Origin of the sequence: Sedimentitalea todarodis (assembly GCF_032595355.1) — a bacterium.
In the GTDB taxonomy this organism is placed as follows: Bacteria; Pseudomonadota; Alphaproteobacteria; order Rhodobacterales; family Rhodobacteraceae; genus Sedimentitalea; species Sedimentitalea todarodis.
Map to the genome: position 1 here is coordinate 19,432 of NZ_JASMWN010000025.1, position 14,812 is coordinate 34,243.

Genomic DNA, 14,812 nt, shown 5'->3' on the forward strand with positions numbered 1-14,812 from the left:
TAGAAGGCGATCATGAGCACCGCACCCACCCCCGCATTCGAGACCGAAAACGCCCGGCTGGCCGCATTGGCCGGCCATGACGCGATCGATCTTGCCGCCCCGCATCAGGACCTGGGTCCGCATGTCTGGCTGTCCAGCCAGCCTGACTCCGGCGCGCGGCTGGGATTTGCCCCGACCGAGGGCGGCTTTCTCTTGCGGATGGAAACCGCGGGCCAATCTCCCTGGGTGTCCCTGTCCTGTACGCTGGATATTGGCACCGTCAGAAGCGGTCGTTATGTCGGGTTGATCCTGCAGGTTGTGTCGGACGGTCTGTTTGCCTTTCGCCCCTGCCTGCGGTTCCTGAAGGACGAGGGATACCGGGACGTGTTCGCGGACCAGCACATGGCGTCCTCGGGCGGTGCGCACCTGTTGCAGGGTCATATCGCGATCCCGCAGGATCAGATTGCGGACAGCCGGGGCGCCGAGCTTCACCTGTTCTTCTCCGGCGATGCCTTTGAGGCCCGGATCGAGCGGATGGAAACGGTTCTGATGCGCTGACCGGGTTCAGGTCCGGTTCTTTTTGCCTGATGCCTGTTTGTGATCCCGGCGCCAGAGTGCTGCGGCGAATGCGGCCATCTCGTCGAGATCACCGGGGGCAAGCTCTTCCCGGGCGGCAATATTGCGGGTCTTGGGTGTGAACAGGTGCGCCCGGTCGGGAAAGAATGTCTGTCGCACCCAGTCGTTTGATGCGGCAAAAGCGGTGTCGTAGGCGGCAACCGCCTCGGCACTGGGCAGGAACGGTGCTCCGCCGTTGAAATGCGCCTCGAAAACCGTCTTGATGTTGCCGCGTTGCGGGTTGGTCGTGCCATCCGGCAGGATCACCGGGATATCCTTGTTCAGACGACGCAGCAGTTCCAGGCCCAGCCGGTCCAGCGATTCATTGGCCCGCTTCGGACGTTTGTAGTCAAGCTCCGGCAACTCTGCCGCGGATATGAAATCGGCCAGCAGATCGCCCTGCACGAAATCCTCTTTCTGAAACAGCCGCAGGTCCAGCCTGGCGGGGGTCAGGTTGGCCTGCCAGCGCTGGATCGTCGCCTTGTGGTTGACGATATTGGTCCAGAGAGCGGGCGGTGACAGCGGCAGTTCCGCCAGCCTGGAGCCGGATTTCACCGCCGTTGAGTAAAGCGAGACAACCGTGTCCAGGGGATCGCGGATATAGAGGATGATCCGGATGTCGGAAAACCGGGCCTGCAGGTAATCGGACAGGGCGCGGATTGCTTCGGGCTCGTGCAGGCGGCTTTGCAGATGCTCCGAGGACATGACCACGTGCGAACAGGGCTGCGCCTCGATTTCGGCACTCAGATCCGCCTGCCACCGGCGTTTGGCGGCACTGCGTTTCGCCCGGTTCTGCAGGTTCAGACGGCGAAAGAAATCGTCCACGGTGTCGTCGCTCAGGAACATGGCCGCCAGTCGCTGCTGATTGCTTTCGCCTGCCGATCGCGGAACATGGACCCCGTTTTCCTGCAACAGCACGCGATTTCGCTTCAGAAACCGCTGAATCGTGGTGGTTCCGGACTTTGGCGTGCCGATATGAAGCGACAGTTTCACTCTGCGGCGGCCTCGGTGTTCGCGTGTTGCGGGGGCTCGACGGGGCGTGTCAGCAGATAGTGCAGCAGCGCTTCGCGCGCGGGCACGGACAGGCGCGGCAGGGCCTGCGCCAGGTCGTGCAGGAAGGCGGCGGCGAATTTTTCACCGGCGGCGAGCCGACCGGCCTCGGGGCGGGCATAGGTGATGCCGAACTGCGCCTGCAGAAAATGCATGTCGTCCGCGACCACATCCCAGGTGCGAATCTGGTCGGCCAGCGACAACAGACCCCCCTTGCTGCCACGCAGGGCAAACAGCGCCTCGCGATCTTCCGGTGTCAGCGCGATACGCATCGCGCAATCCTGCAACCGGCCATGCCCGGCCCCGCTTCCGGGGAGGTAGAGCGAGGACAGGAATTCGGTGACTTCGTCGGAAATCCCCTCGTTGGTCAGGCGAGGCTTGATGCCGTCGGGCGGAATCCCGAGGCTGTGCAGGAAATCCCCGATCAAACCGCCGGGCGCGTCACAGGCGGTTTCGAAACAGCGAAAGCGCACCGCGTCGTCGCCAAATGCCGAGACCCAGGCATCATGGATGCGCCGGTAGCGTCCGGAGGCATTGCGGATATGCAGCTCGCGGCTGTCGTCCAGGCGCATGCCGTTGCCCTTGACGTTTTCCTGCATGGCACTCGAAACAAAGGCCGCCGGATTGCGGGTGTAGAGCAAGACCCGGTAGCCAAGGCTGACCCCGACCGCCTCGGCCAGCGCATCCAGCCGGCTGCGGACCTGCGCCACCTCGGGGGCCTGCAGGGTACTGGCATCCTCGCCCGAGAGCAGGATGGTTGCGCCGCCGAACCGGGTCAACGCGCGGCCCAGCCGGTCCATCTGTTCCGCGGCGCGCCCGGCAATTGCCGCGGCGTCCAGCCCCTGACGGCGATTGGCGTGATAATGCTCGGCCCGGTCGGAAAAGGCATTGATGAAGAATTGCGAATGGTTGGCCGGCAGAAAACCCGGATAGAGCACACCGCGTTCGCGCAACAGCGCCTGGTTGTGTTTTAGCGTCGCCTGGATGCTGCTGGTGCCGGTCTTGTGCAGACCGATATGCAGCACGATGGTCTTGCCCGATCCCTGTGTCGCTGACATCGCATGCCTTTTCGCTGTACCGTCGAACCTGTCCGCAGGGTTTAATGCAGGATCACGGTCTTTGCCAGCGTGCCTCTTTGGGCGGCATAGTTGCGCGATACACTCGAACCTGTCCGGCAAATCGCTGTGAATCCGCGGAATCCCGGATGCGGCTCTTTCTTTCGTGCCAAGCAGATCGTAAACGCGGGCTGTCGCCCTGCGCGCGAATGCACAGGGCGTTTTGAAAGGTGTTTGGCAATGGAGCGTTCGGAGTCTGCCGTGACAGCGGTCACGTCGCTGAATCCGTTTTCCCGCATCGAGACGCAACTGCGCTGTTTTCAGGCCTGGAAAGCTCTTGGTGTCCGCATCCTGACTGTCAATGTCGACGACGAGGCGGATCGGCTGATCCCCCTCGGGCTGGCCGAGGCCGACATCCTGCGGTTGTCTGCCGCCGATACCGGGCAGGCGCTTCACGGCAAGCCGGTGCCGCAGATCCTCGCCACCCTGCGCCGCCTGCGGGAGCAGCCCGGAACCGGGCCGGTGGCGGTGGTGAATTCCGACCTTTTCCCGGCCATGCGCAGCCCTGCCGGGCTTGGCCACTGGCTGGATCACTTTCCGGCCATGGCGCTGACCCGCGAAGACTGTGGGGCCGCCGAGACCGTACGTTTCGGAGATCGCGCGCCCTATCGCGGGGGGCTGGACGCGTTCGTGTTCTCGCGCGCGTCGCTGGCACAGGTGCTGGAGCGGGCCGGCACCAGCACCAGCGCCGGGCGCATGTGTTTCGGGATGATCGGCTGGGATTACGTGATGGGCGCGCTGATCCTGTCTGCCGGGGGCGGCCTTGCCGATAGCGGACTCTTGCTGCATGAGCGCCATCCGACCACCTACAGCAGCATGGATGAATTTGCCCATTACCTGCCGGACATGCGCCGTCTGGCCGGGATCGAGACCGAAAACCCGACCGAGGCGGCGGCGATCTTTCAGCGGGTGATCGAATGGGAATGCGACCGCTCCGCGCCGCTGACGGCGCGCATGCAGATGATGTTCCTCGCCCCGCCGCGCGCCGCCACCCTGCCCGATGCGGCGGCGATGGCGCTGGCGGACCGGCTGTTGCGGCTCTGTCCGGTTCAGGGCTGGGTGACGCGGCGCGGGTCCATCGCCCATCTGGCCACCGAGGCGAGGACCGCGGGGGCCTGCGACCTGCCCTGGGCGCGGGACGTGTTCGAGGTCAACCCGGACCCGCATCACCGGTTCAGCCAGCGCCTCCTGGCGATCCTCTTCTGCCTGGAATGCCGGGACCTGTTCACGCCCGGCCCGGTGCCGGTGCGCACCCAGTACCCCGAAGGCAACCTGCATGGCAAAGCGATCCGCCATCTGCGCGAGACGCTCGCGGACGACCCCAGAATGCTGCAGCTCGAGATCACATCGGTGTTCGGGGCCGAACTGGTGGAGCACGGCATTTTCAATCCGCGTATATTCAACTATCTGGTGCAGGGCTGCGAATGCGATGACGAGCGTTTGCTGTTGCGCGAAATCCTGTCCCATGCCCAAGGGGTCCGTCATGCTGCCTGAACCGATCCGTGCCGATGCCATCCTGCCATGGGAGGACGGGCTCATCCTCGACGCCGCCGAGGCTGACCTGCCGGGGGTTTCGATCGTGATCCCGATCTACAATTCCGCCGCCTTTCTGGAAAAGACCCTGCGCAGCCTGATGTGTCAGGATCTGAACGGGGTCGAACTGATCCTGATGGATGGCGGCAGCACCGATGCAACGCCGCAGATCGTCGAGCATTACCGCGACATCCTTGCCGTGGTGGTGATGGAAAAGGACAAGGGCCAGTCGGACGCGATCAACAAGGGGTACGAGCGCGCCTCCCAGCCGATCCTCTACTGGCTCAACGGCGATGACGTCATCCTGCCCAACACGCTGGTGGCGGTGCGCCGTGCGTTTCATGCCAATCCCGGAACCGAAGTGGTGGTTGGCGATGCCTACCTGACGGAAAAGGATTTCAGCCCGATCCACCATTTCCGGTTCTCGCCGGAAAAACTCGCCTTCTCCTACCTGCTGGACTATGCCGCCCATCACCTGATCCAGCCCAGCGTGTTCTTTTCGCGCGCGGCCTGGAACGCGGTCGGTCCGGTGAAGCTTGACCATCACTATGCGATGGACGCGGACCTGTTCCTGGGCATGGCGGCGAAATACAGCTTCCTGCACCTGCCGCGCGATATCGCCTATTCGGTCTATCACGAAGACTGCAAGACCCGTGACAAACGCGCGGAATCGATCACCGAACTGGCACTGGTGCAGGCCCGCCACGGCGGTATGGCCGAGGCCCGCAGGACGCTGGATATCCTGGTCGGCCTGTTCAACGAGGCCGAGGCCGCCAGCAGCGTACCCGCCCCGGCCCCCGCGCCGCAACCGGTGGCCCCGCCCCGCGCCAGCGACAACGTGCTGGAGGTGCAGCTTGCCGCCTTGCAAGGCACGGTCGAGAAAAACCGGGCACTGCTGCTGGATCTGGATCTTGAGGCAATGTGATGCGGGATGCGGCCTCCTCCTCCGGTGGACCAACCCGGATCGCCGTTCTGTCCAGCGCCGGCGCGGGGGGCGGTGGCATTGCCGCCCAGCGGCTGGCCGGCGCACTGGATGCGCAGGACGGGCTGAGTGCGGATTTCCTGACCGCCGGGGATCTGGGCGGCTTTCTGCCCGAAGCTGTGGTGCCCTCCGGCAGCAAGAGCAACCGGCAGCTCACCGACACGCATTTCACCGTGGAATACCCGGGCTATCGCCGCGACTGGCTGATCGAGCTGCTGTCGGGCTATGATATCGTGAACGTGCATTGGGCCTCGTACCTGCTGGGGCTGGCGGAACTGGAGGCGCTGGCCGCGCGCGGCACGCGGATGCTGTTCATGCTGCATGACTATCACTACTTCACCGGCGGCTGCCATTACCCGGCGGGTTGCACCGGTATGATGCGCGGCTGCCTTGGCTGTCCACAGGTGGATTCGCGCCTGTGTGACGCCCGCTTCATCCCGGTGAATCTGCGCGTCAAACGCGCCATATTTGCCCATGACAACGTGCATCTGGCCGCCCCCAGCGGGTTTTTGCGGGATCAGGCCATGGCCAGCGGCATCGTACCGGGCGAGCGGGCACATGTCTTGCGCAACGCCTATGCGCCGCTGGACACCGGGGCCGGACGTCCGGATGACGACATCATCCGCATCCTGCTGATTGCCGACTCCCTTGCCGAACGGCGCAAGGGCATGCCGCTGGCGCTGGACAGTCTCGCCGCCCTGCACGACCGGCTGCCCGCAGGGCGCAGGGTGCAGATCGATGTGGTCGGCCAGGCCGATCCGATGCTGGTTGACCGGCTGAATGCCAGCGGTCTGACCCATGTTTTGCATGGGCGCATCAGCGATCATGTCCGGCTGGTCGGCATCTTCGCCGCCAGCAACATCGTGCTCAGCTGTTCGTATGAGGACAACTGGCCCAACATCCTGGTCGAGGCCGGCGCCTATGGCTGCGTTCCGGTGGTCGGTCCTGGCCATGGCTGCGCGGAATTTTGTGAAACCTATGACATCGGCGGCATCGCCCACAGCTATACCGCAGAGGCTTTTGCCGATGTGTTGCTGGCCACGATCGCGGGGCTTGCCCCACTCCCCGAGGCCACGGCCCGGATTCGCGACGATCACCGCGCCGACCGGGTCGCCGCACAGTTCCTGCGGATCGCAGCGGCGATCCCGCGCGCGCAGACAGAACAACAAGAAAGTCACGCCTGATGCCCAGCCCAGACGAAATCCGTGCCAAGCTTCTGGAAAAGAACATGCACAACCTGGTCTGCCAGCCCAGAAGCAAGCTGGTGGTCGAAGGCTATCCACGCAGCGCCAACACCTTTTCCGTCGACATGATCAACGTCATCTGCGACGCCGCCGGGCACAAGCGTCCGTCCATGGGGCACCACACCCATTCGGTGCTGAACCTGCGTCTGGGCGCGCTCCAGAAGATCCCGATCGTTGTGCTGATCCGCGACCCGGCCGCCGCCATCCTGTCCTACAAGATCTTTTCGGGGCGGCCCGTTGCGTTCTGCCTGGATCGCTACGTGACGTTCTACTCCCGGACCCTGCAGCTGAACAAGCCGTTCATCCTTGGCGAATTCGAGGAAACGGTGAACAATTTCAACGCGGTCCTCACCCGTCTCAACGCCGTTCTGGGCGATCCGCTGCCGCTCTCTGACGATCTCGCCCGCGACACCGCACGGGCGCAGGATCAGGCCCGGACCCGCGCCGCCAAGCGACATGGCGACAAGGCCACGGAACGTGTCGGTGTTCCGACCGAAGAGCGCGAAACGCTGAAGCAGGAGCAACGCGCCGAGGTCGAGGAGGCCCTGGCAAGGAATCCCGAACCGATGCGGCTTTATGACGAGGTTCTGGCACGCGGGCGCTAAGGCCCTGCCGACCCGCCGGTGCCTGACTCCGGCGCCGGGTCATATTTGAGCCGGTCGCACAGGGAGATATAGCGTTTCGATGTGCGCGCCGCGGCGGCGATGTCATCCGGCACCGGGCGGCGCGGGCGGCTCTGAAGACCCTGCCCGCCGCGCCCGCTGTCGCCGGTCAGGGGCATCAACGCCACCAGCTCTGCCTGCACCCCCGCGAATGGCAGGTCCAGCACCTTGCAGATATTGCGCAGATGCGGGTCCGGGGCGGCCAGGAAATCTTCGTAGCGAAAGATCTCGACCCCCTCGTGCGCGTCCAGAAACGCCAGGGTCCGGCGGGCATATTCATCCAGCGTGCCCGGCGTGAAATGCAGCCAGTTGTTATTGCTCAGCGACAGGTAGGCATCCAGCGGATGGCGCACCGTCACCACCGAGCGCACGGGATAGCGACGCATCAGCAACGCCCGCAGCGTCGGGCGGTCCTGGGGCGCATCGCCATGGCAGAATTGCGAATGGGCGTGATCGCGCAACACAAGCCGGCGCCCGCGCCCCCGGCAATCGGCCAAAAGCGGCGCCAGCCCGGCAAGAAACACGTCGCCGATCACCTCTTGCGGAATCTCACGCGGGCTGTAGCGCAGGTGCTGGATCAGATCCGTCGGCGCGAACCGGGGGGGCTCGCCATCAATATGGAGTCGGCTCAGCGGGTCGATCTCGCTCAGCAGGATCGTGTTGGGCTGTACCGCCAGGTAGCGGGCCATCAGCGTGCCGCCGGTACAGGCAAAGTGATGCAGACAGCGCACCGGCTCCGCCTCGACCTGCGCGGCCTCTTCGCTCAGGGACCGGCATTGCTGGATCAGGCTGGGCAAGGGGTCGGCCAGGCGCGGGGTCAGCGCCTTCTGGTGATCATGAGTGTTCAGGAGCGCCCTTGCATCCTCGATCCGGGCCAGCAGGGCTTGGGGATCGGTGGGCGCGCTCATGCGCCGTCCTTTTTCGCCGTCGTATCCCGCTGCAGGCGCGGGGCCGCCGGGGCCGCTTCGATCTGCTGCAGATGTTCGGAGACATCGCCCAGTTGCAGCGCCAGCTGGCCCAGCACCGCGTCCTGCCTGTCCTTGGTTGCGCTCAGCACGGTGTGGCGCTCCTGCAGATCCTTCAGATCCGCCGCCGCCATCGCCTGCATCCGCAAGGCCATGCCCAGGTCGGTCCGGGCGGTTTCCGCCGCCGCGCGCTGTGTATCCCGATCCCGGATCAGGGCCGCGACACGCTCTTGCAGCGCGGCGATCTCGGTGCCGCTCGTGGTCAACTGCGCCTGAACCTCGGCGCGGGCTGTCCGGGCCCCGGCCAGTTGCGCCTCCGCCGCGGCGCGCGCCTCTTGCGCCGCCTTCAGTTCAGCCCGGGTCTTTGCCCCCGTGGTCTCGACCTCGGTTTGCAGCCGTTCCGCTTCCTGGCTCAGCGCCTCAACCCGCTTTTGCAGGTCTGCGGTCTCGGCCTGGGCCGCCGCGATCTGCGCCCGCGTGTTGGTCCGGACCGTCTCTGTCGTCGCGTGCGCGGCGTCCCGCTCCCCGGTTGCCGATGCAAGCCGCTCTTTCAGGGCGGTCCTCTCGGTTGCGGACTTTTCAAGCGCGCTGCGCAGGCTGGCCGTTTCGGCGCGGGCGGTTTCCAGGTCCGCCCGCAGGCGCTCCCGTTGCGCGTCCAGGGCCTTGGCCCGGTCCTGCACATTCGCCAGATCGGCCTGCATCGCTTCGATCTGGGCCTGCCCGTCGGTCCGCGCATTTTTCACCGCCGCCTCCAGCTGGGCCTGCATCCCGGCGCGTTCGGTCTCGAGCGTGCGTTGCGCCGCTGCCGCTGCCGCCCTGGCCGCGTCGCGGGCGCGGGTCAGATCCAGCAGCGCCCTGTCCTGTTCGAACTTCAGGCAGGGCCAGTCCGGATCCGCCTCGTCCTCGCGCGCCAGCAGGCGATAGCCATGATCCTGCAACAGCCCGATCACCGAGTCCGCATCGCTGCCCGGCCCGTGAAACGGTTCGGCCCCGACGGTCAGCCACAGGGTCGCCACCCGGTCCAGTTCCTGTTCCGCCAGCAACTGGTTCAGCAGCTGCGGCACCACCCCGCAGGCCTCGCAGCGCAGCGCATAGCCATCGCTCCGGATCCGGGCCTGCCTGAGCAGGTCGGCCACCGACAGGGTTTGCACCTGGGCGGTCTTCACCTGTCTCAGCCCCGGCATCAGCTCAAACAGCGCCGCCGGCACCTCAAGCCCCGAGAGATCGGAGAAATTGCAGATATGAAACGGCGCACGGCCGGTGTCTGCGGCCACGGCCGCGGGGATCAGGCGCACGCGGTTGCCCATCTTGCGGACCTGCGCCCGAAGGACCGGCACGTGATCCGGGTTGGGTTCCACCAGCACCACGCGTTCGGCATCCGGGTCGATATCGGGCGCAGGTCCGCAGCCGATATACAGGGCTTCCGCAGGACTCATGTCGGTTTGGCCACGACCAGCCGAGCCCGCCGCAGGGGCGCGGTCATCCGCCATGAGGTCGAGGCGAGCAGCCCATCCACCTCTTCACGGCTGCGGTCGAGTTCGGTCGTCAGCGTCCGCTGTTCTTCCAGCAGGGCGGCAATCTGTTCCGCCTGCTCCTGCAGCATCGTCGACAGGCGCAGCTGTTCCAGTTCGGCGGCCCGGCGCATCCGGTCCAGATCGCTGCGCAGCTGATGCCGGTCGCTGCCCGCCGCCTTGCGCAGCGCCAGCCCATCGCGATATTCCTGCTCCAGCGCCTGCTGCACGGTCATCAACTGTTGTTGCAACAGTTCGATCTCTTCGTGAAACAGCGCCTGCGCCGCCTCCTTTTCGGCCGTCTGATCGGCATCCAGGCGGCTTGCCTCCGCCGTCGCCTGTTGCAGCTGTGCAGTCAACGCCTCGACCTCATGGCGGGTCTTGGCCTCGCCCGCCTGCGCCGTCTTGGCGGTGTCCTTCTGGGCCTTCAGGTCGGCGCGCAGCCTGTCTGCCTCTGCAACGGCCGTCTCCAGCCTTGCGGTCAGGGTCTCGATCCGCTTGCGGGCGTCCTCCGCCTGCTCCGCCTTGATCGCGTCCTTCCGGGTCTTCAGTTCCGCCTGCAGACGGTCGGTCTTGGCGGTGACCTCCTGCAGCTTGGCGCTCAGGGCCTTCACCTCGCGCCGGGCTCTTGTCCTGTCCGCCTGCACAGCCTTGGTCTTGGCCTTTGCCTTGTCCAGCTGCCTGTTCCGGGCGGCGCTCTTTTCCGCCGCCGCGGCTTGCGCCTGCCACGCCGCATAGGCCGCGCCCAACCGGGCGGCGCTGCCCTGCCGGGCCAGCCGGGGCGATATGCCGCCAACCTCAAGCTCGTCCGCCAGCTGGCGCACCGGGTCCAGGCAATGCGCCGCCTGCGCGGCCAGGATGGCCAGGGGATGCACCTCCGCGTCGCGATCGCCGGCAGGCGGCGTGCCCATATCGCAGCCCAGCCAGCCGCCGAGACTTTCGGCCAGCATCTCGGGGGCGGCGGCAAACGCATCGGCATCGACCAGGTACAGGCGGCGGCGCGCCTTGCGCCAGCGGGCCAGAACCTGTCGGGCATGCTCTGTCCAGTCGGCGATGATCTGCCCGAACGGCGCCCCCTCCTGCATCGCCCGCAGGAACCGGGTATCCGGGGCGTCATAGATCAGCACATATCTGTCCGCAGCCGGCAGATCATCCGGATCCTCCGCCACCTGCCAGTCGGTGTTCGCTGGCAGAACCGTCTCGAACCAGGGCCGCCACCCTGCCTCGTCCAACCCGGACAGGTTCAGGATTGCCAGCGTCATGTCATTGTCCCCGCTCCAAATTCCGACCCGACCTCTATTCCGGCCCGACCTCTATTCCGGCCCCGCCCCGATCAGCCTTCTACCGAATGCGCGACCTGAAAACCGTGGCTGCGCAGCAGCGCGGTGCGGCGTGCCTCGTCCAGATCCTGCGTCACCATCTCGGCACACATCTGTTGCGCGGTGATCTCGGGCACCCAGCCCAGACGCTCCCTGGCCTTGGTGGGATCGCCCAGCAGGGTCTCGACCTCGGCAGGGCGGAAATAGCGCGGATCGATGCGCATGATCACATCCCCCGGCGCCAGCGCAACGGCCTTGTCGCCCTCGACCGCGTCGACGATGGCCACCTCGTCGACCCCTTCGCCTTCAAAGCGCAGGGTGATGCCCAGTTCGGTGGCGGACCAGATGATGAACGCGCGCACGCTGTACTGCTTGCCGGTGGCGATGACAAAATCCTCGGGCGTGTCCTGTTGCAGCATCATCCACTGCATGCGCACATAATCCTTGGCATGGCCCCAGTCGCGCAGCGCGTCGATATTGCCCATGTAAAGGCAGGGCTCCAGCCCTTGCGCGATATTGGCCAGACCACGGGTGATCTTGCGGGTGACAAAGGTTTCGCCGCGCCGCGGGCTCTCGTGATTGAACAGGATGCCGTTGCAGGCATACATGCCGTAAGCCTCGCGGTAGTTCACCGTGATCCAGTAGGCATACATCTTGGCCACCGCATAGGGGCTGCGCGGATGGAACGGCGTGGTCTCTTTCTGCGGAGTTTCCTGCACCAGACCATAGAGCTCTGATGTAGAGGCCTGGTAGAACCGGGTCTTCTTCTCGAGCCCCAGGAACCGGATTGCCTCCAAAAGCCGCAACGTGCCGAGCGCGTCCACATCGGCGGTATATTCCGGCGCTTCAAAGCTGACCGCCACATGCGATTGCGCACCCAGATTGTAAACCTCGTCAGGCTGCACCTGCTGGATGATCCGGGTCAGGTTCGACGTGTCCGACAGATCGCCGTAATGCAGCTGAAACCGGGCGTGATCCACATGCGGATCTTCATAGATGTGATCTACCCGGGCGGTATTGAACAAGGACGCCCGGCGCTTGATACCGTGGACCTCGTATCCTTTTTCCAGAAGGAATTCCGCCAGATAGGATCCATCCTGTCCCGTCACCCCGGTAATCAATGCTGTTTTGGTCATGTCGAATGTTCACCTCGCGATTGCGTCCTGCGATAATATGGTTTGCCCCCTGTCACAAGAGCGCGCTCCCATGGGTTCGGCTCAGGGGCACACACCCGGCGCAGTATCTCCGTGCACCTCCAGGAGGGTTGCAAATGCGCCCAGGACTTCGGATCTGAGCCGCCGGCGTTCGCGCACCAGCGCCCCGGCATCGCCAAACAGCGCCGCCAGCCGCAGCTGTGCCCCGTGAAAGGCCTCGATGAACGCGTCCCCGGCAAAGGGCTGCCGCGCCCGCCCGGCCGCCTGTTCCGGCGTCAGCCCATGGAGGTTCAGCCAGGACCCTTCAGGCAGGCCCAGTTGGTGCAGCCGGTGGCCGGGGCTGGCATGATAAAGCGGCCTTGCGCCGCAGGCGAAGGCATCAAACAGCTTTTCGGTCAGATAGTCGGGCTGGTGGGTGTTCTCGATCGCCGCCAATGTGCCGGTCGCCCCGTCCAGCCGCATCAGCTTGTCAAAATGCCAGTTCGCCAGATCGAACCGGCTGACCCCACCCTGCCAGCTCTGCCCCAGCCGCTGCACCTTGTCGCCCTCGCAGCGTTCCGCAAGCGTGGTGCGCCAGGCACAGAGCCCGACAATATCGCCCGCAGGCCATTTCACGTCATGCAGCGCGCCGGGGCGGCGCTCGAACATGAAGGTCAGATCCTCCTCGCGCGCCGCAAAATGGCGGCGCCAGTAGCGGGCGCCACGGCTGGCGTTGCGGGCGAACCGCCAGCGATAGGCATTGGCAAAGCGGTTGTTGGTCAGCAGGTAATAGGGGATCTCGCGGAACCGGAAAATCGCGCTAGTGGCATGCGCCAGCTGCACCACCGGCAGCGCGCCAAACCCGGTTTCGAGACTGATGTGCCGCTCCATCGGCCGGCGGGTCCAGATCGTATCCCAGAACGGTTCCTCCGACAGCAGCACGACAGGGCGGCGGCGCGCCCGCCAATCCGCCACCATCGCATGCGGAGCCTCGGCAATGTCGACGCTATGGGCAAAGACATAGAGGTCGGCCTCGTCCGGGCGCGTCACCTGCGTGATCTCGCCCTGAAACAGGTCCGCCAGCGCCGGATAGCGCAGGGGCGAGCGATGTGCATGCCGTCCGGTCGTAAAGACCCTGATCACGTCTCGCGGTTCCGGCGAAACAGGTTTCCGATGGTCTGGAACACCAGGTCGAAATCATGACAGATGCTCTGGCGGCGCTGATAGATCAGGTCCAGCCGTGCCTTTGCGGGCACGCAGATGCGCCGATAGACCGCGTCCGTCTCCTCCGGCGTGGCGCAGCGCGAAAGCAACGTGACCTCGTGCCGGTGATAGACGATACTGGCCAGCCCGGTGACGCCGGGGCGCGATTTCAGCACCTCGCGGTAAAGCTCGGGACAGGCCTCTACATATTGCCGCAAGGGCGGGCGCGGGCCGACAAAGCTCAGATCGCCCCGGATGATGTTCCAGAGCTGCGGGAACTCGTCCAGCCGCCGCGACCGCAGCCAGGCTCCCGTCGGGGTGATCCGTGCCGCCTTGTCGCCCCCGGAAACACCGGCATCGCCCTCCACCACCGTCATCGTGCGCAGTTTCCACAGCATGAAGGGCTGATCCACGCCTTTCATCCGCTCGGCCACGTAGAACAGCGGGCGGCCTTCCCTGAACAGCAACCAGGCCAGAAGCCCGATCAGGACCGGCCCCAGGATGGCCACCAGAAGGCAGGCAAAGACCAGGTCCAGAATGCGCTTTTGCCAGGTCATCTTTTGCGTGTCATCTTTTGCACGTCATCTTATGCCGTCTGTCCCTTGTCAGAGCCTGCTTTCCGCCACTGGGCCACCATCGCTGCGGCGCTGCTGTCGTCGGCGTCAAAGCGGATAAAGCGCGCGAGCCTTCCGGTGCACAGCTCAACTTTGGCAATGGCGGTATCGGGTGCCGGGCGCGGCGTCCAGTCCAGATCGGCGGCTTTCAGCAAGGCGCCCATTTCGATCGCCCCCGGTGCGGCGACATTCAGGATGCCGGGCAGGTCCGGTGCGATGATCAGATCCCGCAGCACCCGGGCCAGGGTCTGAACCCCGATATAACTGCGCCGCGGGGTGCGCCCGTCGGCAAACTGATCGAGCCGGAACCCCGGAGCCCAGCCGCCCAGGATCGCATCCACCCCGGCGACATTGCCGATGCGCAGCGCGGTCACCGCGACACCGCGCGCCGCCCCCAGTTCTGCGCCGCGCCGCTCCATCACGGCCTTGGCCCGGCCATACTCCGACAGCGGCACCGGTGGATGATCTTCGCGCAACAGGCCCGGTGTCGCCCCGTAGACCGCGGCGGATGAGGCCAGCAACACCCGTGCGCCCGGCGCGGCAACCCGCAGGGCGGCCTCGGCCAGAGCAATGTTGTCCGCGATCGCCCCCGGCTTGCCCGCACCTGACTGGCCCGCACCTGACCGGCCCGGCACCACCCCGGCAAGGCACAGAATCGCTTCGCACCCGTCTGCGGCACGTTTCAGCGACTCGGGGTCTGTCAAAGGATCCAGAACCACCCAGCCTGCCCCGGCCTGCGGTTTGCGGGTTTGCCACGAAATCGCCTGCGGATCCCAGCTTTTGCGCAGGATCATGCCGATACGACCTGTTGCACCCAGTACCATTGTCTTGGGAAACTGCATCTGCCCCCTCGCGCAGTTGACCGGTTTTCCTGTAACAGTATCTTG

Annotated in this window: 14 protein-coding genes; 5 read left to right on the forward strand and 9 right to left on the reverse strand. The window is 65.5% G+C overall.

Annotated features, from left to right (window positions below; translation table 11 throughout):
• The first annotated feature begins 12 nt into the window (after positions 1 to 12).
• Entirely contained in the window at positions 13 to 537 is a 525-nt protein-coding gene (locus QO231_RS22045) for a hypothetical protein (RefSeq protein WP_316781656.1), read from the forward strand.
• Positions 538 to 543: 6 nt separating this feature from the next.
• On the opposite strand, the gene QO231_RS22050 is transcribed toward QO231_RS22045, so the two are convergent.
• The gene (locus tag QO231_RS22050; protein ID WP_316781658.1) at positions 544 to 1,587 is read right to left on the reverse strand and encodes a sulfotransferase; all 1,044 of its coding nucleotides are present in this window, start codon (positions 1,585 to 1,587) and stop codon (positions 544 to 546) included.
• On the reverse strand, positions 1,584 to 2,702 hold the full coding sequence (locus QO231_RS22055) for a hypothetical protein (protein ID WP_316781660.1): 1,119 nt from the start codon (positions 2,700 to 2,702) through the stop codon (positions 1,584 to 1,586). The genes QO231_RS22050 and QO231_RS22055 overlap by 4 nt, the downstream gene beginning before the upstream one ends.
• Before the next feature lie 237 nt (positions 2,703 to 2,939).
• On the opposite strand from QO231_RS22055, the gene QO231_RS22060 reads away from it, so the two are divergent.
• The 4 genes from QO231_RS22060 to QO231_RS22075 are packed head-to-tail and all read left to right on the forward strand — an operon-like array spanning position 2,940 to position 7,123.
• Positions 2,940 to 4,253 (forward strand): hypothetical protein, encoded by a 1,314-nt coding sequence (locus QO231_RS22060; RefSeq protein WP_316781662.1) that lies wholly within the window; start codon positions 2,940 to 2,942, stop codon positions 4,251 to 4,253.
• Positions 4,243 to 5,217: a glycosyltransferase gene (locus QO231_RS22065; protein ID WP_316781664.1), complete on the forward strand. Its 975-nt coding sequence runs from the start codon at positions 4,243 to 4,245 to the stop codon at positions 5,215 to 5,217. The genes QO231_RS22060 and QO231_RS22065 overlap by 11 nt, the downstream gene beginning before the upstream one ends.
• Positions 5,217 to 6,458, forward strand: a complete 1,242-nt coding sequence (locus QO231_RS22070; RefSeq protein ID WP_316781666.1) for a glycosyltransferase — start codon at positions 5,217 to 5,219, stop codon at positions 6,456 to 6,458. Before QO231_RS22065 ends, QO231_RS22070 begins: the two co-directional genes overlap by 1 nt.
• Complete coding sequence (locus tag QO231_RS22075) at positions 6,458 to 7,123, forward strand: hypothetical protein (RefSeq protein WP_316781668.1); 666 nt, start codon at positions 6,458 to 6,460, stop codon at positions 7,121 to 7,123. Before QO231_RS22070 ends, QO231_RS22075 begins: the two co-directional genes overlap by 1 nt.
• Here the strand turns inward: QO231_RS22075 and QO231_RS22080 are convergent.
• The 7 genes from QO231_RS22080 to QO231_RS22110 all read right to left on the reverse strand — a co-directional run bounded on the left by QO231_RS22080 (position 7,120) and on the right by QO231_RS22110 (position 14,767).
• The gene (locus tag QO231_RS22080; RefSeq protein ID WP_316781670.1) at positions 7,120 to 8,088 is read right to left on the reverse strand and encodes a hypothetical protein; all 969 of its coding nucleotides are present in this window, start codon (positions 8,086 to 8,088) and stop codon (positions 7,120 to 7,122) included. The two genes, QO231_RS22075 and QO231_RS22080, sit on opposite strands and share 4 nt — an antisense overlap.
• Entirely contained in the window at positions 8,085 to 9,581 is a 1,497-nt protein-coding gene (locus QO231_RS22085) for a hypothetical protein (protein ID WP_316781672.1), read from the reverse strand. Before QO231_RS22085 ends, QO231_RS22080 begins: the two co-directional genes overlap by 4 nt.
• A complete protein-coding gene (locus QO231_RS22090; protein WP_316781674.1) occupies positions 9,578 to 10,918 on the reverse strand; it encodes a coiled-coil domain-containing protein in 1,341 nt (446 codons plus the stop codon). Before QO231_RS22090 ends, QO231_RS22085 begins: the two co-directional genes overlap by 4 nt.
• 71 nt (positions 10,919 to 10,989) lie before the next feature.
• Entirely contained in the window at positions 10,990 to 12,111 is a 1,122-nt protein-coding gene (gene gmd / locus QO231_RS22095) for a GDP-mannose 4,6-dehydratase (protein ID WP_316781676.1), read from the reverse strand.
• A gap of 81 nt (positions 12,112 to 12,192) precedes the next feature.
• On the reverse strand, positions 12,193 to 13,251 hold the full coding sequence (locus QO231_RS22100; protein ID WP_316781678.1) for a hypothetical protein: 1,059 nt from the start codon (positions 13,249 to 13,251) through the stop codon (positions 12,193 to 12,195).
• The gene (locus QO231_RS22105) at positions 13,248 to 13,868 is read right to left on the reverse strand and encodes a sugar transferase (protein ID WP_316781679.1); all 621 of its coding nucleotides are present in this window, start codon (positions 13,866 to 13,868) and stop codon (positions 13,248 to 13,250) included. The genes QO231_RS22100 and QO231_RS22105 overlap by 4 nt, the downstream gene beginning before the upstream one ends.
• Positions 13,869 to 13,897: 29 nt before the next feature.
• The gene (locus tag QO231_RS22110; protein ID WP_316781681.1) at positions 13,898 to 14,767 is read right to left on the reverse strand and encodes an NAD-dependent epimerase/dehydratase family protein; all 870 of its coding nucleotides are present in this window, start codon (positions 14,765 to 14,767) and stop codon (positions 13,898 to 13,900) included.
• Positions 14,768 to 14,812 lie beyond the last annotated feature (45 nt).

What these genes read in the sequence shown, in the direction of transcription:
- QO231_RS22045 (WP_316781656.1), top strand. Translation starts at nt 13, where the DNA reads ATGAGCACCGCACCCACCCCCGCATTCGAGACCGAAAACGCCCGGCTG.
- QO231_RS22055 (WP_316781660.1), bottom strand. Translation starts at nt 2,702, where the DNA reads ATGTCAGCGACACAGGGATCGGGCAAGACCATCGTGCTGCATATCGGT.
- QO231_RS22060 (WP_316781662.1), top strand. Translation starts at nt 2,940, where the DNA reads ATGGAGCGTTCGGAGTCTGCCGTGACAGCGGTCACGTCGCTGAATCCG.
- QO231_RS22065 (WP_316781664.1), top strand. Translation starts at nt 4,243, where the DNA reads ATGCTGCCTGAACCGATCCGTGCCGATGCCATCCTGCCATGGGAGGAC.
- QO231_RS22070 (WP_316781666.1), top strand. Translation starts at nt 5,217, where the DNA reads ATGCGGGATGCGGCCTCCTCCTCCGGTGGACCAACCCGGATCGCCGTT.
- QO231_RS22075 (WP_316781668.1), top strand. Translation starts at nt 6,458, where the DNA reads ATGCCCAGCCCAGACGAAATCCGTGCCAAGCTTCTGGAAAAGAACATG.
- QO231_RS22080 (WP_316781670.1), bottom strand. Translation starts at nt 8,088, where the DNA reads ATGAGCGCGCCCACCGATCCCCAAGCCCTGCTGGCCCGGATCGAGGAT.
- QO231_RS22085 (WP_316781672.1), bottom strand. Translation starts at nt 9,581, where the DNA reads ATGAGTCCTGCGGAAGCCCTGTATATCGGCTGCGGACCTGCGCCCGAT.
- QO231_RS22090 (WP_316781674.1), bottom strand. Translation starts at nt 10,918, where the DNA reads ATGACGCTGGCAATCCTGAACCTGTCCGGGTTGGACGAGGCAGGGTGG.
- gmd (WP_316781676.1), bottom strand. Translation starts at nt 12,111, where the DNA reads ATGACCAAAACAGCATTGATTACCGGGGTGACGGGACAGGATGGATCC.
- QO231_RS22105 (WP_316781679.1), bottom strand. Translation starts at nt 13,868, where the DNA reads ATGACCTGGCAAAAGCGCATTCTGGACCTGGTCTTTGCCTGCCTTCTG.
- QO231_RS22110 (WP_316781681.1), bottom strand. Translation starts at nt 14,767, where the DNA reads ATGCAGTTTCCCAAGACAATGGTACTGGGTGCAACAGGTCGTATCGGC.